Origin of the sequence: Candidatus Nitrosopumilus sp., assembly GCF_965223225.1 — an archaeon.
Classification (GTDB): Archaea; Thermoproteota; Nitrososphaeria; order Nitrososphaerales; family Nitrosopumilaceae; genus Nitrosopumilus.
Genome location: NZ_CBDCVU010000004.1, coordinates 848,158 through 865,442 on the forward strand (window position 1 = coordinate 848,158; position 17,285 = coordinate 865,442).

Below are 17,285 nucleotides of genomic sequence, written 5' to 3' on the forward strand. Positions count from 1 at the left end.
TGAGAAAGATTGATTTCCTCACGTCGCTGAAGATTCAAAGCATCATGAATCTAATTCCGAGTACAAGACATATTCTTATTATGTTGTGATTAACGTTTACTCATTATGACAAACAAACAGATCATGGTGTGTTTGGATGGTTCCAAGAGTTCAATTAGGGCATTAAGAACTGCAATCTTATTTGCAAGGCAATCCGAGAATACAACAATTATTGGTGTCCATAGTGATGTATCCAAAGGCTCTCCCAGAACATTTTCCAATCCAAGAATAAGAGAACAGAATTGATCAGGTTGTCATCGGCTCTCAGGGAAGAGGGCATGCAAAAGAAGCATTTTTTGGAAGCGTATCCAACTTTGTTTTGCACAAGGCAAAGGTTCCTGTTACTGTTGTGAAATAACACATTTTCAAAAAAAGAGATTATTCAACATTCCACGTGAGTCTCATTTTTATTCCCTTAACTATATCCCCTAACACATTATGCTGGGGATATAGTTAGAGATTTAGAAACTGGACCCGTGTGGATAAATCAAAATTTTTATTTTTTTGACTATGCATTAGATTTTTTTAGTCCAGATTACTGGAATCTGTCCTGTTTCTTTGTGAACAAATAACAATTTGAATGAATTACTCATTAAGAGGCATCCATATTGAAAATCACTTTATTCTGCTGATACTCTTAGGCTGTAATGATTCATTTCCAAAGAATCCAAATAGCAGAGATGACACAATCATTCCTACAAAAATAACAACCACTATTATCGAGAAGGTTTTATCAGATACATAGTGAGAGTACCTTGTTATGGTTTTGTAAAGCATGATAACAATTATTGGAACTGCTACCAGCGTAATTGCTATCTGATAAATTCCATGTATAGGGAACGCAAGATTGACCAAGTCCCGAATCTGAAAACTAACTGGAATCAATATCAACACTAAGATAATGTTGGTAATGGAGATTTTTTTAGAGAAAAAGGAAAGATCAACCACTATGACTAATTATAATCCCATATGATAATAATTAATCGTAAAATGTATGCTCCGAGATCTTCCAGTTGATTCTTAATTTCAGGGCAAAAGATCCGGTCGTGGTATTTCATTTCCTTTGAATTTCATCCACTCACATGTTACGGTGTCAATATGGTGAGTATAGTTGGAATAAGAAAGACTTTTTGCGTCTGTAATGTCTCTTGGGTCTGTGCAGTATTCCAGTATTGTCTCCATCTGTTTTTGGTTTGGAGAGTAGACAGTACCGGAGTGTCTCTCAAGTTTCAACATTTTGGTGCATTCCTGGAATGTTGTGTCGTTTTTGTAATCATAGTTTTTGTCATGCATCATGTCAGAAAGATCACCACGGTATGTCTTGGAGCACAAGTTGTTTGAGTGGAACACATCTATTAGGTCTTCTCTACTATCAGACATTTTTGGTTCTGGATCTCCAATTTCTTCTTCTCCAACATCATTTACAAAAATAACAATGCCAAAAACTGCAAAAAACATGACAGTTGGAATTATGATTGATGTTCTAGTCTTCATTTTCTTTGTTCAATTAACCTTAATAATTCGTCAGGTAAAGAACCAAACTGATTGTTGTATTGTCTGATTTTTTCTTCAATGTCTTGTTCGTCATCTACTCCCATCACATACATGCTAGAAATATCTCCCAGTAAATCCAGTCTGTGGGACTCTAACTGGTATGCGGAAACCGACTCGTAGCTTTTGTCACTGGTCTTAATTGTTGGCAAGTGATTCTCTAGTTGTTCTTTTATCTTTTGATTATAGTCATAGACTGACTGTCGCCAAGAGTCAAGCGGAATGGTACAAAAGTCAGGGTGATTCATGCTTGCACGAATGTCCTCTTTGCTATGTGCACTCATGAACTTGTCTTTGACTTTGTCTCTACATGATAGCAGATATTTGTCTATGTCAAGTATCTCCCCTGAACAAGAATTTCCGTGAAAGTGTATTATGGCAGTGCCATTTCCATCATCAGAGGTTGCAGCAAACCCATAGTGTACCATAGACTCGTATCTTCGCTCATCCTGTACGAATAACTCTATCTCATATCCAGAATATTTTTTCTCATACATCTGGAATAACTCAGCCTTGCGAATATTTTGAAGATGAGAATGCATGTTAGATGTAATGTCACATACGAGGAATTCTTTGTCTGAATCAAATAATGGCAGAGCAGAAGCTGGAAGGAAGGGAAAGTTGAATCCTTCCTCAAGGTAGACTTTTGTGATTGGAATTTCAAGTGCATTAGATACAATTGTCTGTAGTTTTTGTTGCATTAACTGTCGGTATGATTCTAGCTTGCTGTGATTTCCTGTTTCTTGTGAATGGATTGCTTGCTGATTTATCTTTTCAAACTGTGTGATGTGGGATATTTCATCAGGTTCTGCAAAAATCAAGATCATTACAGATGAAACCAAAAGAGCCATTACAGCAATGACCGCATATTCTAGTTTCATCTTCTCTTTCTCCAAATAAAAAACACCGACAGTCCTACAAGTGGCAATGCAATCCCGACTGGCAGAAGTACATTACGTACAAGTTTTTCAAATTCACACTCTTTTACAGTAAATGGTCCTGGCCCTCTGCAGTCGTCAGACGAAGACCCTTTGACTTGTCTTGCATCAATAAAGTGATGCGTAGCCCCCATTGCATCTAACATTTCTACATCATCTGCACGTCCATCCAAAAACCACGAACCAGCACATGTTGTGGCGTACAAGCCATTGTTGTCTATTTTGGCATAAACTAGGTATTCCTTGCCTGCAATGAAATTCACCCCGCATGCGGTACTGACTTTTGCTGTAACTACTGTAACATAACCATCTTCAATCAAAGGAAAAGAGTCTGCCCCTTTCCAAACTGTTTTAACATCAAAACCTGCTGCAATGAACTCCTCTGAAAAATTCCAGGGACTGTCCTTTATTGTTCCTGAAAAAACTACGTCGGCTTGATTGACTCTTTTCTCTATTGTCAAATCGTCACACAGACATGCAAATTCGGTTCCAGCAAACCCAGTTATCCCGATTGCCAACAGTGTCAATAATCGAGCCTTCATTTTCTAATTCTCACAGTAAATTTGTCTTTGTGTCTATTAATTACAGAGTAAAGAATCAACCAACCCCCGATTGCAAACAGAATTGAAATTATTGTTTGTGCATAAAATGGTGTCAAACAGCCAGGATTTGACAAGATGGCCATCGGTTCAAATCCCAACGAGATGAAGACAAACCAAGCCATTCCTGTAAATCCTCTACATTCGGGAATTGATGAGTCTAAAAGCAGGAATCCATCCATGCTAAAAATTGCCAAAAAAATCCCAATCACAAAAAGCCTGGTTTTCATTTGGCACCACACCTTTTGCATCTGTAATAACCAACATCAGAAGGCGCCTCACCAATTTCTTCTATTCTTTTTTCAGACACAAACTCAAAATCTTCTGAACCGCAAATACTGCATTTTCTTGGATTGTATTCTGTATCTTCAAAATCTTTTTTCCTTTGGAGGTATTCCTCCTTTGAGATCTTTTCCTCGATGTACTTTTTCTCCAAGACTCTTAGTGCCTCATCATTTTGCTTTTTTTCTCTTTCATTGATTGGATCCACACGCCGATAATTTAGAATTGAATCCTTTGCTGTTGATGGATGGCTCTTTGCGTACCATAATGCGACTGTCGCAAATAAAACTCCCAAGACGAGTCCATACGGGAAAGGAATGATTGTTTGAATTCCAATGAATACCATTACTGATGCAATAATCGCAATGATGAATCTCATTTTTACTCCACTGAAATGTATTCTATTTTTTTACCGCAAAAAGGACAATATTCAATTGGCGTCAAAATATCTTTTTCTACAATGCAGAATTTTCCAATTTTGCCACTCCAAGCCTTTACGCTTGAAACGTATTTCTTTAGTTTCTCGCAGCAAAAATCCAATCTGTCCTCACTTTTAAACTTAGTAAAGGAGACATATTCAAAGGCCTGAACCTCTTTACGAACATATACTTCCATTGCTTGAACTGACGTTGAGAAGTTCATAAATAATTCTAATCTTTTCAATTCATCTAAGCCCTGAATACCCTTTGCATTGCCTTCATTTTCTAACGTACCTGACTCAAAGACAGATTATCAATCATGTATTCAAATTCCTCAGGTGATGCAATCCATCTGTAACCAGAAATTGTCTGGAATTTGCATGAGACATTTTGCTTTTCATTAGATTCTGCATTTCCTTGCCATAAGCAGTCCTCCTTGCACTGATACTCACTTTGAGACTTGCCTGCAGAAGACATGAACCCATTTATGCTGGATGCAGTAATGAGACATTCCCCATAAGTTGCATGTTCTCCAAGCAGTTCGGTATGAAGAATTACTGCTAAAATCACTATTGAAACAATTATAATGATTACCAAAAGCCTAGTTTTCATTTTCTTCTACAAAACTTATTCCTAATCTCAAATCAACTGAAAGTGACTGCTCTATTAATTCAGGCATCTTACATGGAAGCAGCTCATCAGGCATATCCACATGGGTTCCCCAAAACTCGATGAACCTCTGTCCTTCCATGTGGATAATGTCCCGATACTCTACAACATGTGCCATCTTAGAATTACCCCCCATGCAATGAGAGACAAACGTGTCTCCAGGATGCAATACACTTGAGTATTCAAAATAATTTCCACTATCCTTGTTTAGATGATTTTTAAACTCTACTAGAATCTCCTTTGATTCTTCGTCTACTACGGACACATTTGAGATGTCAAAAAACCTAGTTTGCTTTATTGCTCCGTGATTTTCTGGAATGTATGTAAATTCCCCGTATGTTGGAGGAAATGCTGTTCTAATCTGAACTACCTCATCAGGATAAAAGATATCTCTTGGAGGTCTGCAGATGTACTGTTTAGAATCAAGTGGAACGCAAATGTATCCGCGCTTGTTTTCTTGCTCTTCCTTGCATGATACATCACAGCTATCATCTTCAAATCCCTGCTGTTTTATCTCATGCAAGTAATTCCAATGTGGGATTTCATCAGGCTGAATTACAATCAACGTTAGAGATGCAGATACCAAGAAACCAACAGTAATAATCATGCCATGCTGTAATTTCATTTTAATTGTTATTCCTCCCAACAAATTCATCAATTACTATTTGGGATAATTTATCAAATGAAACAGTAGACTCTATCTTGTACCAGTGTCCGTCAAGGCATAAATCAAAGTAAACATAATCATAATCGTCATCACGTATCTCATAAAATATCGTTTGATCATATATCCCAAATGACTTCCTTGCAAAGCCATGACTGTCAGGAGTCCAGGATTCACGAATGCAGTAGCTGTTTGGAATTACTTGTAATGATATTGTGTCCAGTCTGGACGTTGGATGATAATACTCAAAAATTGGCCGGTCATGATTTCCAGGATTCACAAAATGCAGGTAATACCCAGCATCAAAAGTCAGCGGAACTATTACAGATTCAGGAAATTTTGAAGAGTATGTATCCAGCAAAATTTTAGACCCTGCAAGAATTTCTTCATCTGAAACGTTTCGTCCAACACCAATCACACCGTTTTCTTCTCGCGTAAATGTGGTGGGTTCTACCAGTAGAAATCCGTTATCATCTATTGATAAGTCAAGTTGAGGCAAAGCCCCTGTGTTTGATCCCTTTATCACTTTTTCATGAGGATGAATTGCCACTCCATCATACACGCGATAGCCCGAACTGTTGCATGGATCCTCGATTCTATGATTTCTTCCCTCATCTGGCCAGTACTTTATGTAGCAATGAGACACCAAGTCAAGCGCACTGTATGCCCGAAATGCAGAAGTGTCATTTGCTGCACCTCCAAGATATTCAGGCAGGCGAATCAGGTTAATTATTTCTCGTACCATATTGATGGAAATATATCATGTCATGTGTTTACCTTTGGAAAAAATAACTAGGTTTGAAGAAGCAAAAAATGCCATGGAATCCATAATCAGTGCGTATGATGACATCAAAAAAACAATACTACAGTTTCCAAATACAGAGCTAGCTGAAAATGAATTCGATGGAATTGATCCTGAAGACCTTATTGATTTTGTTGAAAAAGTACCAGGATCAAGTTTGATTGATTTCGCAGGCAAAAAACTACCTGGTTCTATGGATTTCATTCAATTAACTGTAGCTTCTAATTTAAAATGCAATAAATTTTTCACATATGATAATGGAGTATTGATGTTAAACTCAAATCACAAAAAAGGAGATTTAGATATCATTAGACCTTATCGTGCTTGAAAACCAACATCATATTCGAAGCTATGATGTGAGTATCAAAGCACAACATTAATCTGAATCATCATCTGATCCAGCATCATCATCATCGAGTTTTCTATCAATGTCTTCTTGTTGTTTCTTGAATTTCTGATATTTTTTGTCCCATTTTGATAGTATGGTCCATTGCCTAATTCCTATGCCTAGCCAAACCAGTGAAATTACAAAAATTATCATCTGAGGTGGACGCAGCAATACTGGGGGCTTTTCTCTGTCAACCATCCTGTCTTTGAATCGGTCATATTCCTCTTGAGTTATTCTACCTGAATCTAATTGATGTTGTAATCTTTCTTCTATTCTCTTTTGGAAGTTGTCTTCAAATGGTGAATCCAATATTGCAGTTGAAACAAGTAATGCAATTGGTGGTATGATTAGAGTAGTTAGAATCATTATCATAAACATCTTTTTTGTTCTTCCTAACTGGAACATTACACCATCAAGAATCTCAAAAATATTCTCTCTCTTTTCACTGTCTTTACTCATTTGTATCCTCCCTTGGAAACAGCTCTTCGTATGGTTCTAAAACTGCTCTCAAAATTTCCTGTCCTTTCTTGGACACCTTGTACTTGAATATTGTTTTGCTTCCCCAAGCTTCTTCAGTTTTTTCCAGTATCTCTTTTGTAACCATGTCATCTAAAATCCCTTTATGCTTTACATTGTTTAATCCGCAAATACTCATCAATCTGCTTTGATTCATTTCGCCATACTCGTAAAGTTTCAACAAGATATCCTTCCTGATGTAAATTCTGTCTCTGTATTCACGCACCAAGTATATTCTCCTCTAAAAATGCATTCCATAAATCATCATTGTTCCTAATTTCTATTAATTGCGCAATTTTGCTAGATAAAGGTCAGGTAACATTGTTACGTTACTTTGGTTAACAATTCATTTTATTAAAAATATCATCTACTATTCAATGAACAGAAAAACAGCCTATCTGATTCCAGCAATCGCCGTAGTCTTTGCACTGATGTTCTCAGTTGCCTCCCCCCTGGCAATGGCAGAATATGGTGAAGGAATGCATGACCGAGGAGTGGATCAGAAACACAAAAAGATGCACAAAGTCATCAAAGTTGAAGGATTTGTTGGTTCTATTCAGATTACTGAAGACTCGGACAGACAGACCATAAGAGAACAAGTGACAGTTTCACTAAGTGAGGCTGCTCAAGGCCTGGATGTTAGAGGTGGGCATATTGGAGTTGTCGCTAATGAAAATGGGGACAAGTTCCTTGCCTGGATTTTAAAATCAATTGATAGAGATTCAGAATCTGAGACTGTTATTGCTACAATCTATGTAGTTGACGCAGGAGATGCCTCAAACACTGCAACTGTAACCAAAGAATTTGCACATTCTAAGATGAATGGTAAATTTGTACATGACGATGACAGACAAGCAAAGATTGCCGAAAAACTTGAAAGATTCTCTCACCCAACAGGTGATGCTGAGATAGATGCAGTAAGAGCTACATTTGTAGAAAAGTTGCAAGAGTTAAAGGAAGCACTTGATAGTGGAGATTCCCAAAGAGCTTCTGAGATAAGAGAAGAACTACAAGATCTTAGGAGTGAATTAGGCAACATCAAATCATATCGAAAATAGCCTAACAACCCCTATCTTCTTTTTTTAATTCATGCTAATGCTAACCAAACATACGTTGGCGTCCAAACCAAATTCTGTAAAACAATCTTTGGTTTAGATTTGGAATTGAAAAACAGATTTGTTCTGTGAACCATTAACTCAGAATCTGTTTTAGATCAATAGATGAGAAACTGTTTTTTCTCTATATAGAATATGGAGTTAGTGTAATCTATACCTAGTATTTGTAAATAAATTCTCAAAGCAATCCAATTAATGAAGACAAAAACATCGTTACTGATTTTATTGACTATCTTTGGAGCAATTGGAATGTCCACTTGGCAAACATTGCTCCTTTAAAAAAATAAAAAATAAAAAAAGTGGTTCTACTGGGAATGGGTTTGCACCAACATAGAATTAACATCAATTACCATGCATGCAGGATGCGTATGGGAATTTTTATCAATCAGAGATTAGAACAGTTTATGTTTTCTGGATAAAGTTCTATGGAATTTATTTATCCAAACCATCTATTTTTTGCTAATTTCTTTTTGCATTTATTTGAATCATACAAAAAAAGAGATGTGATTATGGTCTTGATACTCGTTGCTCTAATGCACTCACTTTTTCCTGAAGATCTTTGATATCTTTTTTGTACTGTGGGGGATCACATGCAAAACCGTTGTGGCCATGAGCGCATGTCTCTGAGTATCTTGGGGCGAAGGACTTGTTTTTCTTTTCTGCATCTGACATTGTTTCAGATGATTCGGCAGTCACAAATGTTGCCGATGCAGCAAGTCCAATTGCAACAACTGAGGCAAGTGTCGCTACCATTATGATAGACTTGTTTACCATTATTCATTATTCCTAAGATGAAACTGAAAAGAAATGATAATGTTCAATTAAAAGAAAAGATTTTGAACATGACTTCAGAAGAGAGAAAACAGTTAGGAATTAACAAATCTACATTGTGGTACATTAAGAAGAATCTAGCAGAAGGAAAGACACCTAAAGTCTATGAAAAAATTCTTTTAAAAATTCAATAAATTTAATATTTGTTAATTTGATACTACACTAGATCAAAACATATTGTTAAGATAAAAATGTGATCTTGGCATAGGGTAATTCGAGAAGAATTTTAAATCTTTTTTACATTTTACTGCAATTATATTTTTGATGGGTAATGGTTCCAAACATTAATTCAAGTACAAGTAATAATTCATATTCTTTTAAGGGTAATTTTTGTGCCTAAACAATAGATCTACAGGTTTAATTATGTCATGAAACAAATATGATTATGAGTCAATCATATGAGAATGACTTTTTTGTGAATTCACGTCCTGACGAATCAATTTCTACCCATAATGAGGGAACATCATTTACAGTTAGGGTCATCATGTCTTCATCCACAACACAAAGTATAGAAACAGAGTTTAAAAAAATCATAAATTTAGGAATTCCAGATAATGAATCTCTTGAAGATGCAGAGAAAGACATGGAACAATTAACTCAAAACAGTCTTAAAGATTGGGATGAATAGTTAATTTATTGATTAATACTGATTCTTTAAAACCCCGTGACATAGTTTTAGCAAATCCAGAATATCCTGATCAAAAAGAACAAAAAATAAGACCACTTTTAGTAATATCACAACAATTATTTCATCAAAATAGCCAGTATGTTGTTTGTTTAGGTGTTACAACAAATACACAAGTTCGTCCATATCTCATCCATATGCCACGTAAAGAAATTGAAGATGGTGAATTAATTTCAGATAGTCAAATTATGTGCGAAAGGATTGTTTCATTGAGGCAAGATAAATTAAGCAAACGAATAGCAACAGTAACTCCAGAATTTTATCGAAATGTGATTGAGAAATTAAAAAAGGATGTTTTACAAATATGATCTTTCATAAAATAGAAGAACCTATAATGATAATGGAGTTGAAACAATTATGACCGAAGTGCGTGCCATAGAGTTTGAAATTATTAAAGAACCTTGGAACAAATATCAAATTCAAGATAATTCGGTTTTAAAAACTCGTACAATATTAAAAAAAGTCAATCGTGTAACTGACGGTGATAAAATAGGATTTAACATAGATGCTCAAACTCTTACTGTTATTCACGCTGATCCCTCTTTGAAAGGAGAACCTAATCCAAAACCTGTTACCAATGAAGAAATTCAAAAATCAATAGAAAAATCCGATATGAGATATGATACACTGGCACAAGAATTCAATGAGTATGAATTAGATGATGGAACAAAAATCAAAATTTATACGAATGTTACAAGCATAAGCAAGTCTAATTTAAAAGACAGATCGGGAGATCCGATATACTTTGTTCAATCAAGTAATCAAGTTGAGATTAAACCTGCAAGTCACTATAATCCACAGAAGTAAAATGAATTATTGTGGATGATTAATTTTTGCAGATATTTTTCACAAAAAACGCGAAATTCTCTAAATATTTTATTGAATCCTTTTCCACGTGGGTATGATAATCAATCATCACCTATCAAAACATGCAATACAATCAATGCTATCAGTAGAAACACTAAACCGAATTGTCCGTGCAATAGTCTGTTGAAAACCTTAGTGTTTCTTGATGAGGTATATCGCAGTAAAATTCCGCTTATCATCAAAACTGTCATGGTTATTGCAAGAGAAAGTGAAATTGAATCCAGATCATTTACAAGAAGCAACCCATGCGTCATTCCAGCAAAATAACCAATAGAGTTGAGAATTATGTGAAAGTTCAGAACTGGCTTGTAAAATTGAACTGCTTGTCTTGCCATCTGAAGTGACTGGCCACCTGCACGAACAGCATACTTTCTCCACTTGTTAAACATGATGAATGGCAAGTTTGCAACAACGCCTGCACCAATAGCCACCCATCCTAAGTTTTCTATGGCATCTTCTGCGTCATCGTCATCTGCAAAGGCAGGTATAGGTGCTAAAAATAATATTAGAAAAATAATCGGGATGATTTTTGTATTGTTCATCTAATCACCTCGATGCTGAAAGTTTTGGTCGTTTGGTCTTGAAGATTTTGTATCCTGTATATGCTACTGAGCCTACGATTACGGCAATGGTTCCATAAAGGATTGCATCGGGTATTCCTCCTCCAAGTGCTAGTCCTTCATTGTCATCATCATCGTCTTCTTCATGCTCCCTTTCTCGTTCCCTTTCTTGCTCTCTTTCCATATCGCCAAATCCTTCTCTTTGCTCATGTTCTCTTTCATCCTCGTATTCTTCCCATTCATCTTCGTCTTCATCTGCAAAGGCTGTAGGAACGGTAACAACAGAAAGTGTCAGGAGCAAAAATAAGCCAAGTGTGAGTACTTTCATTACTTTCTCACCTTTGGTGTTTTTTCATGTTGTAGCCATTTTTCTTTCTTGGTTTGCACTAAAGCCCAGATGGAACCAATTACAACTCCAAATTGGACTATCTTTGATACCATTCCAAGATGACCAATATTTCCTGCATGCTCCAATCCAAGTGCGATAGCACCCGCATCAGTTCTAGTTACCGCATACAATACGATTATTCCAACGGTTCCTGCTATGGTTACAAGATACGGAGCAGAACTGTTTGGACTCTTTAGCATCCAAACTGCAACTGGAATGTAGGCAATTGTTACAACCAAAAAGAATGGACCCTTTATCATGTCTTGTTCTTCGAATAGCTCCTCATAGGTTTCAACAAAGTAAACAGCAGAAGTTGCTATCATAAGACCAACAACAATTCCAACTATTGATTTTTTGTTCATGCTAATATTACGTGAAAATGAATTTAATGCGTGTCTATCATTCCCATTTCTTGGGAATGGCTTGAATTATTATTCTGAAAATTTTTGCCAAAGCCTTACAATCTTGTCTTCCATCTTTACATGTTCAAGTTTGTGTGATAATTTTCCTTCTCTAAAAGTTACAACAATCTCATAAATCCAGTTTTTGTAATAACTTTCATCAAGACCTTCAAGTGTTCTGACAACTTTTGTTTTCTTTACAATATCTAGTTCTTCAAGTTTTCTCGTCTTGCGATAAGCTGTTGACTGTGGAATGTTTAGTAGATTAGATATTTGTTGTATAGTAAGTTCTGTCTTTGATAACACCTTGATTATTTCTCTGCTCTGCTTATCTGATAGTATGGCTAGAATCTCATCTGAACCGTGATTAGTATCCTTATTGTTCTTGTTCTCTTTGGTCTTATCATCACCATACATTTCAGCTTCGCTTAACCGCCAAGATGAGCACTATAAAACCTGCAATCTCGATTCCTTCCTCGATAATCTCTCCAACAAGACTCTCGCCAAAGGTCTCTACAATATCACCGATGATTGTATCTCCTACTACAATTAATGCAAAACCTGCAGCAAGAAGGGCCATAGGAGGATATTTTGTCTTTTTGAAGGCCTTCATGGCAAGATAGACAAGAGCAAAACCTACAATGATATGAACTGCCAGTATTCCATAATGAATTTCCTCAATCATATGTTGAACCTCAGATCTAATTGGTTATTTTGGATTTAATGCGTACCTATCATTCTCACGAATTGAGAATCATTTTAATTTGAATTAATTCCACGTGGGTACTAATTATTTCCCCTTGACTATATCCCCGTACACGTTGTACTGGGGATATAGTTAGGCTGGGTAATAGTGTACCCACGTGGAATTAGAAAATCTTAGTTTGGAAGAATAATCACACAAAACCCACAAACACAAAAAAACTAGGAATGATGAACAAAGTTCATTTTTTATGTCGAGAGTTTCTTTTCTTATTTTTCAGTTTTCTGGAATCTATCTTGTTCCTGTTCTTGGCTTTTTTTACTACGAAAAATCCGATAATGATCGCAACAAATCCCATCCCTACATATGCATAGACTGCTCCAACGAAGCTACTTGTGTCTTCAATGGGTTTTCCTGTCAACAGGTGTTGTCTCTCAAAAGTCTCCCCATCAATACTGATGAATTGACTATGTGGATCACCGTCACTACTGTCTTCTTGACCTTCAGATCTAGTCAAATCAGGATACCATTCAGGAACGCCTGAATCAATTGTTTCTTCAGATGCAACAGATGAATCGATATTTTGAATGTCCTGCCCGCTTGCAATATTTGTCCCAAATAAAAAGAACATCAAAACACAAGAAAACAAGATAAATTTAAGATTCAATTATCCCTAATTGCCACGAGTCCAATTTATCTATGATCTATTCTTCTGAAACGTGAATGTTATTTCTTGACATCTCATCTTTTGCTGCCTCAATCGGATTTGGGGCAACCATATTGGAACCTGGATTAAGGGTGGTAAATCCTGTCCCATCGTTAGCAATTATAGTTTTTGCTCCCCAATCTCCATCAATTCCCACATAATATGTTGTGCGGGATTCCAATCCAGTTATTTCATATGCACCCCTAAAACCTGTACTAATGACATCTTCAAATACAAATGGGGAAACAACAGGAGAGGTCACACCCACATAAATTCTGTAATTCTCAGGAAAGCCGCAATGCTCTCCATTTATGGTCTGAGGGGTTTGGTACCATCTAACAATCGCCCCATCATCTGTGGGTGTCACGTTGTAGATTTCAGGTGGTTTGTTGGTATGGATTTGGTTTTCACAATTTGTTTTGTTCATGGAGGTAATACCATCAAGATTTCTCTCTTCGAAATTATCAAAAGAGATATCTTTGGGCTGATGGCTAGTTGCCCATTTGCATAAATTATTGTCAATGTAATGGGTAGAATTTTGCCAATCAATAAATGGTTCAGGACACCTCTCAATAGTGTCAGGATTTGTTTTTACTCTTTCTTGACATTCACAACTACCAAGTATTCCGTCAAGCTGTTCTGGCGTGTTGTTTGATTCAAATTCACGGATTGTATTGTGATGGTTTATGAGAACTGCGAGTATTGCTCCAACAACCAAAACAAGTCCAATTATTATCAAAATTCTGACTTTCATTTTCTTTTCACTGACATTCAATAGCCAAAAGTATATCGCCTTGCTTTAGGACAGATTCTACATATTCTAGATTCTCCAAAGATTCCAAAAGACTTGAACCTGCATTTTCAATTGACCACAGACCATCTATTGTTATTCTGAGTTTGTTGTCACCCATGTTTGTCACCAAAATACCCCTGCCATCATAATCAAACCTATAGTCAAGCAGACCTATCTCCCTGAGAACCGTTTCTGAAAATACTTTCCTGTCTACTTTGTGTGTAGTTTGAACTAGTACGTGAGTGCTGCACAATCGATCATTTTCAGGCAGATCATATTCTTGCGGCATCAAAATTAAAAAGATGCCAATTACAGTTGCTGCAGTTATTATTGCTGCGATGATTCCAATAGTAATCAAGAGCCTGGTATTCATTTTCTATTCCCAATCATCGACTTTTTGTTGTGCTTTAGACCAATCCTCTACAAAATTACAGTTTGATATCTTTGATTCTGCAAATATTTTATTTTCTTTATTTGCATACGGCTCTCCTGAAGTATGTCTTTCCATAAGTTCAGGGCAAGACATTCCGTTAATTTCTTGATACTCGTCAGTAGAGGGTTTGGATGTTATGTTATTTCGCCAAGCACACGAATTCTCATCTATGGTGTGAGTTCCATTGTCATAAGTAATCAACATCAAAGAACCCATACGATCTATGCCAAGTGCACAAGTATACAAAATCAAACCAAGACTGTCTTGTTGCCTAAACAAAATTCCAGGAATAACTGAGTTTATTACAAATATTGCAGCTATGAACATTACTGCAATCAAAATTATTTTATTTCTAGTCTTCATTTTCTCTGCTCAATTACATCCAATAATTCCTTGGGAAGACTGCCAAATTTTTTGTTGTATTCGGCTACATTCTCTTGCATTTTTTCATAGTCTTCATTTTCTAATTCATAATATCGTATAATGTCATTTAGTAATCCAAGTCTTTTAGTGTCTAAAAAGAATTGATATGAAGGATTGCCCTCAGAATCCAATGGAACCTCTCCTTTAACAAGTTCATCCAGTTCCTTTGAAATCTTGGCCTGATAGTTACGAAGATCCTGGTGCCATGGTTCCAATGCAATATGGCAAAATTCATTGTTTTTAATACTGGACATTATCTCGGACTTTATTCTCGTGTAGACATGTTCATCACTTTGTGTATTTTTACAAAGTAGAACATATGGCCAATGCATCTCATCATCACAGGAATCAAGATGAAAGTACGTTGATGCAGAAAACAATCCGTCATCAGATGTTGCAAATAGATCATAATGAACCAATCCCATACCGTATCTTTCGTCAGAAACCTCCACTGTTAATTGGTGCTGAGAGTATTTTTTGGCAAACATTTGAAACATCTCGGGACTGTTGAATCTTTTGCAGATGAACCGGTATCTTTTCTGGAATGTTGCATAGGGGTTTGTTAAATTCTGGATCCCATACTGTCACCTCCGATGATTCCCTGAACGGGAAATTCCATTCTTTAATGACAGATGCGTTGAAGATATTTACTTTGAGTAACTTGGATGCAGTCTCTTTTTGTTTTTCCTGCATTAGTTTCATTTGCTCATCAAATTTTTCCTGATCGTTGTTGTTTTTGTAAATTGTTGCTTTCCCGTTTATTTCATCTAGTATTTCTCCATATCTTTTCACTGTGGTATTGTTTTCAGAAAATGTATTACTGTCAAACAACACAACTGCTACAAATCCTGCAATCAGGATCGTAATTCCAATAATTATCAATAGTCTGGTTTTCATTTTTTTGACCTATCCCTTTGATATATCAGTAAAATAGCAAACGTGGGCAATATCATGTGCCAGAAGATAAAGCCGCTATTGTTTTTCAGATCATCATAGAAAATGGATCCTTGTTCCATTCCTTCTGCTGTACCTGACCAAGAACCAATTCCATCTCCTGTATCCCAGTTATGATTTGAAATATGAATACTGGTATCCTGAAGCCAGAACACAAAGCAGACATGTTCAACATCGTCAATGACTACATTGCAAAGGTTAAGCAATACGCTATGAAACAAAATGTAGATGATGGCACTTGATGCAATTATTAGGGATATTTTGTATCTTGTTTTCATTTTCTAATTCAACCCAAACAGATTACACACTATTGAAATCGTCCCTTCTGAATAATGATGACAGTTCTGAATGGCAAATCCGATGCCAATGAAGTTCAAGATAATATGATATGTTCCATAAGCTGCCAATCCAGCAAGAATACTGTAACGGATTTTATTTGTAAAAAATTTCATTTTGTAAATTCCTCATATTCAATTTTCTCACCGCAGTACGGGCAGTAATTCATTGGAAAAAATGCAATGTTTCCATCAGTACTAATATCCTTAAAGTGGAATTTTGCCCACTTTACATTCCATAGCTGGAAATGCTTGTCATGTTCTTTGAGTTGTTTGCAGCACCACCAAGTTCTGTGAGTGTCTACTCTGAATTCAGTAAATTTTTCACAGGTTGGATCATCAAAATGTTTGGTATAGAATATTTTCAATTAATCAAAGCTAAAATTATGAGATTCATAAGTACTTCTGATGCTTTTTAAGAGAAAAAACAAGTCCGAAGAATCCTAAATGTAACTAGTCCTCGTAAAAAATCCAGGATAGTCCTTGGACTTCTTCCCAACTTGATTTGTTTTGATTATCTTGATTGCTCATGATTAGTATTTGTAAAATTTGAATAAAAGCAACACGAATGATTTGTTCATCCTATTCATCCGGTGAATTGTATTGATCACCGCCAAAAAATATGTAAATTAGAATCGGGCAAAAGTTGGCCCGATCCCGTGGACGGTTATTACGGTCGGTTGGTTAAACGGTCAGATTATGACTCCTTTCCGCATTAATCCTAAACTGACAGTTGCAGAATTTGCATAAAAGCAAAACGAATCATTCCTCAGTATGATCTAAATACCATTTCTGCAAAACCCGGACATAGGTATATCGGATCTCTCACCGGCTTACTAGCCGTTGCCGGTCTTAAGATCCAAAATATTTTACAAATTATGCAGGAAAACAAAATAGTTTCTTTTTTCTCGGATTCTTTCTCTGGAATGAATAATTCTTTCCGGTTTTTCCCTCAGGAAAAAATAATTTTTTCCTTTTTTGTCTCTGCAGGAAACAATCATTCTTTCTGAGAATGTCCAATAATGTCAAGTTTTGTCCAAAAATGTCAAGAAATGTCCAATTGATTTTTTGGACAAATTTTGACAAATGTCAAGAAATGTCCAATAATGTCCAATAATGTCAAGTTTTGTCCAACAATGTCAAATGAATTATCGATGATTTTTCCGGTATCTTTCCGGCAGATTTCTGAATTATCGGGATATCAATTCGGTAAACTAGAACACC

Annotated in this window: 34 protein-coding genes; 8 read left to right on the forward strand and 26 right to left on the reverse strand. The window is 36.1% G+C overall.

The features are described 5' to 3' along the window. Positions 1-105: 105 nt before the first annotated feature. The gene (locus ACOQN3_RS05570; RefSeq protein ID WP_420545496.1) at positions 106-285 is read left to right on the forward strand and encodes a hypothetical protein; all 180 of its coding nucleotides are present in this window, start codon (positions 106-108) and stop codon (positions 283-285) included. 10 nt (positions 286-295) lie between these two features. Further along, complete coding sequence (locus ACOQN3_RS05575) at positions 296-397, forward strand: universal stress protein (protein ID WP_420546600.1); 102 nt, start codon at positions 296-298, stop codon at positions 395-397. A 257-nt stretch (positions 398-654) separates the two neighbouring features. Here the strand turns inward: ACOQN3_RS05575 and ACOQN3_RS05580 are convergent, their stop codons facing one another. The 10 genes from ACOQN3_RS05580 to ACOQN3_RS05625 form a co-directional block, all read right to left on the reverse strand. Continuing rightward, positions 655-924: a hypothetical protein gene (locus ACOQN3_RS05580; RefSeq protein WP_420545497.1), complete on the reverse strand. Its 270-nt coding sequence runs from the start codon at positions 922-924 to the stop codon at positions 655-657. Between the two features lie 141 nt (positions 925-1,065). Continuing rightward, a complete protein-coding gene (locus ACOQN3_RS05585; RefSeq protein ID WP_420545498.1) occupies positions 1,066-1,533 on the reverse strand; it encodes a hypothetical protein in 468 nt (155 codons plus the stop codon). Continuing rightward, a complete protein-coding gene (locus tag ACOQN3_RS05590; RefSeq protein ID WP_420545499.1) occupies positions 1,530-2,471 on the reverse strand; it encodes a hypothetical protein in 942 nt (313 codons plus the stop codon). Before ACOQN3_RS05590 ends, ACOQN3_RS05585 begins: the two co-directional genes overlap by 4 nt. Further along, a complete protein-coding gene (locus ACOQN3_RS05595; RefSeq protein ID WP_420545500.1) occupies positions 2,468-3,070 on the reverse strand; it encodes a cobalamin biosynthesis protein CbiN in 603 nt (200 codons plus the stop codon). Before ACOQN3_RS05595 ends, ACOQN3_RS05590 begins: the two co-directional genes overlap by 4 nt. Beyond that, complete coding sequence (locus ACOQN3_RS05600) at positions 3,067-3,357, reverse strand: hypothetical protein (protein ID WP_420545501.1); 291 nt, start codon at positions 3,355-3,357, stop codon at positions 3,067-3,069. The genes ACOQN3_RS05595 and ACOQN3_RS05600 overlap by 4 nt, the downstream gene beginning before the upstream one ends. Continuing rightward, a complete protein-coding gene (locus tag ACOQN3_RS05605; RefSeq protein WP_420545502.1) occupies positions 3,354-3,788 on the reverse strand; it encodes a hypothetical protein in 435 nt (144 codons plus the stop codon). Before ACOQN3_RS05605 ends, ACOQN3_RS05600 begins: the two co-directional genes overlap by 4 nt. 2 nt (positions 3,789-3,790) lie before the next feature. Beyond that, positions 3,791-4,051, reverse strand: a complete 261-nt coding sequence (locus ACOQN3_RS05610; RefSeq protein WP_420545503.1) for a hypothetical protein — start codon at positions 4,049-4,051, stop codon at positions 3,791-3,793. A gap of 62 nt (positions 4,052-4,113) precedes the next feature. Continuing rightward, positions 4,114-4,440, reverse strand: coding sequence for a hypothetical protein (locus tag ACOQN3_RS05615; protein ID WP_420545504.1), 327 nt, complete (start codon positions 4,438-4,440; stop codon positions 4,114-4,116). Continuing rightward, positions 4,430-5,122, reverse strand: a complete 693-nt coding sequence (locus tag ACOQN3_RS05620; protein ID WP_420545505.1) for a hypothetical protein — start codon at positions 5,120-5,122, stop codon at positions 4,430-4,432. The genes ACOQN3_RS05615 and ACOQN3_RS05620 overlap by 11 nt, the downstream gene beginning before the upstream one ends. A 1-nt stretch (position 5,123) precedes the next feature. After that, a complete protein-coding gene (locus tag ACOQN3_RS05625; protein WP_420545506.1) occupies positions 5,124-5,906 on the reverse strand; it encodes a hypothetical protein in 783 nt (260 codons plus the stop codon). Positions 5,907-5,940: 34 nt separating this feature from the next. On the opposite strand from ACOQN3_RS05625, the gene ACOQN3_RS05630 reads away from it, so the two are divergent. Next, on the forward strand, positions 5,941-6,291 hold the full coding sequence (locus ACOQN3_RS05630; protein WP_420545507.1) for a hypothetical protein: 351 nt from the start codon (positions 5,941-5,943) through the stop codon (positions 6,289-6,291). 48 nt (positions 6,292-6,339) lie between these two features. Here the strand turns inward: ACOQN3_RS05630 and ACOQN3_RS05635 are convergent, their stop codons facing one another. Further along, positions 6,340-6,810, reverse strand: coding sequence for a hypothetical protein (locus tag ACOQN3_RS05635; protein WP_420545508.1), 471 nt, complete (start codon positions 6,808-6,810; stop codon positions 6,340-6,342). Further along, positions 6,803-7,093, reverse strand: coding sequence for a hypothetical protein (locus ACOQN3_RS05640; RefSeq protein WP_420546601.1), 291 nt, complete (start codon positions 7,091-7,093; stop codon positions 6,803-6,805). Before ACOQN3_RS05640 ends, ACOQN3_RS05635 begins: the two co-directional genes overlap by 8 nt. A 151-nt stretch (positions 7,094-7,244) precedes the next feature. Here ACOQN3_RS05640 and ACOQN3_RS05645 point away from each other — a divergent pair, with 151 nt between their 5' ends. Continuing rightward, positions 7,245-7,925, forward strand: a complete 681-nt coding sequence (locus ACOQN3_RS05645) for a hypothetical protein (RefSeq protein ID WP_420545509.1) — start codon at positions 7,245-7,247, stop codon at positions 7,923-7,925. A 564-nt stretch (positions 7,926-8,489) separates the two neighbouring features. Here ACOQN3_RS05645 and ACOQN3_RS05650 read toward each other — a convergent pair. After that, a complete protein-coding gene (locus tag ACOQN3_RS05650; protein ID WP_420545510.1) occupies positions 8,490-8,756 on the reverse strand; it encodes a hypothetical protein in 267 nt (88 codons plus the stop codon). 17 nt (positions 8,757-8,773) lie between these two features. On the opposite strand from ACOQN3_RS05650, the gene ACOQN3_RS05655 reads away from it, so the two are divergent. The 4 genes from ACOQN3_RS05655 (at position 8,774) to ACOQN3_RS05670 (ending at position 10,305) form a co-directional block, all read left to right on the forward strand. Beyond that, complete coding sequence (locus ACOQN3_RS05655; RefSeq protein WP_420545511.1) at positions 8,774-8,947, forward strand: hypothetical protein; 174 nt, start codon at positions 8,774-8,776, stop codon at positions 8,945-8,947. 251 nt (positions 8,948-9,198) lie between these two features. After that, positions 9,199-9,441, forward strand: coding sequence for a hypothetical protein (locus ACOQN3_RS05660; protein WP_420545512.1), 243 nt, complete (start codon positions 9,199-9,201; stop codon positions 9,439-9,441). 8 nt (positions 9,442-9,449) lie between these two features. Then, positions 9,450-9,806, forward strand: coding sequence for a type II toxin-antitoxin system PemK/MazF family toxin (locus ACOQN3_RS05665; RefSeq protein WP_420545513.1), 357 nt, complete (start codon positions 9,450-9,452; stop codon positions 9,804-9,806). Positions 9,807-9,855: 49 nt separating this feature from the next. Further along, complete coding sequence (locus ACOQN3_RS05670; RefSeq protein WP_420545514.1) at positions 9,856-10,305, forward strand: hypothetical protein; 450 nt, start codon at positions 9,856-9,858, stop codon at positions 10,303-10,305. A 101-nt stretch (positions 10,306-10,406) separates the two neighbouring features. Here the strand turns inward: ACOQN3_RS05670 and ACOQN3_RS05675 are convergent, their stop codons facing one another. From ACOQN3_RS05675 to ACOQN3_RS05735, 13 genes are all read right to left on the reverse strand, one after another. Continuing rightward, complete coding sequence (locus ACOQN3_RS05675; RefSeq protein ID WP_420545515.1) at positions 10,407-10,907, reverse strand: hypothetical protein; 501 nt, start codon at positions 10,905-10,907, stop codon at positions 10,407-10,409. A gap of 4 nt (positions 10,908-10,911) precedes the next feature. Further along, entirely contained in the window at positions 10,912-11,253 is a 342-nt protein-coding gene (locus ACOQN3_RS05680) for a hypothetical protein (RefSeq protein WP_420545516.1), read from the reverse strand. Then, complete coding sequence (locus ACOQN3_RS05685) at positions 11,253-11,675, reverse strand: hypothetical protein (RefSeq protein ID WP_420545517.1); 423 nt, start codon at positions 11,673-11,675, stop codon at positions 11,253-11,255. Before ACOQN3_RS05685 ends, ACOQN3_RS05680 begins: the two co-directional genes overlap by 1 nt. 69 nt (positions 11,676-11,744) lie before the next feature. Next, entirely contained in the window at positions 11,745-12,131 is a 387-nt protein-coding gene (locus ACOQN3_RS05690) for an ArsR/SmtB family transcription factor (RefSeq protein WP_420545518.1), read from the reverse strand. 1 nt (position 12,132) lies between these two features. Continuing rightward, the gene (locus ACOQN3_RS05695) at positions 12,133-12,399 is read right to left on the reverse strand and encodes a DUF7521 family protein (RefSeq protein WP_420545519.1); all 267 of its coding nucleotides are present in this window, start codon (positions 12,397-12,399) and stop codon (positions 12,133-12,135) included. 259 nt (positions 12,400-12,658) lie between these two features. After that, positions 12,659-13,048, reverse strand: coding sequence for a hypothetical protein (locus tag ACOQN3_RS05700; protein WP_420545520.1), 390 nt, complete (start codon positions 13,046-13,048; stop codon positions 12,659-12,661). Between the two features lie 73 nt (positions 13,049-13,121). Then, the gene (locus tag ACOQN3_RS05705; protein WP_420545521.1) at positions 13,122-13,877 is read right to left on the reverse strand and encodes a hypothetical protein; all 756 of its coding nucleotides are present in this window, start codon (positions 13,875-13,877) and stop codon (positions 13,122-13,124) included. A gap of 7 nt (positions 13,878-13,884) precedes the next feature. Further along, positions 13,885-14,289: a hypothetical protein gene (locus ACOQN3_RS05710; RefSeq protein WP_420545522.1), complete on the reverse strand. Its 405-nt coding sequence runs from the start codon at positions 14,287-14,289 to the stop codon at positions 13,885-13,887. A gap of 3 nt (positions 14,290-14,292) precedes the next feature. Next, entirely contained in the window at positions 14,293-14,712 is a 420-nt protein-coding gene (locus ACOQN3_RS05715; RefSeq protein ID WP_420545523.1) for a hypothetical protein, read from the reverse strand. Further along, the gene (locus ACOQN3_RS05720) at positions 14,709-15,224 is read right to left on the reverse strand and encodes a hypothetical protein (protein ID WP_420545524.1); all 516 of its coding nucleotides are present in this window, start codon (positions 15,222-15,224) and stop codon (positions 14,709-14,711) included. Before ACOQN3_RS05720 ends, ACOQN3_RS05715 begins: the two co-directional genes overlap by 4 nt. Further along, positions 15,211-15,669 (reverse strand): hypothetical protein, encoded by a 459-nt coding sequence (locus ACOQN3_RS05725; RefSeq protein WP_420545525.1) that lies wholly within the window; start codon positions 15,667-15,669, stop codon positions 15,211-15,213. The genes ACOQN3_RS05720 and ACOQN3_RS05725 overlap by 14 nt, the downstream gene beginning before the upstream one ends. Next, the gene (locus ACOQN3_RS05730; RefSeq protein ID WP_420545526.1) at positions 15,666-16,004 is read right to left on the reverse strand and encodes a hypothetical protein; all 339 of its coding nucleotides are present in this window, start codon (positions 16,002-16,004) and stop codon (positions 15,666-15,668) included. Before ACOQN3_RS05730 ends, ACOQN3_RS05725 begins: the two co-directional genes overlap by 4 nt. A gap of 170 nt (positions 16,005-16,174) precedes the next feature. Continuing rightward, positions 16,175-16,429, reverse strand: coding sequence for a hypothetical protein (locus tag ACOQN3_RS05735; protein WP_297593265.1), 255 nt, complete (start codon positions 16,427-16,429; stop codon positions 16,175-16,177). Positions 16,430-17,285: the final 856 nt, after the last annotated feature.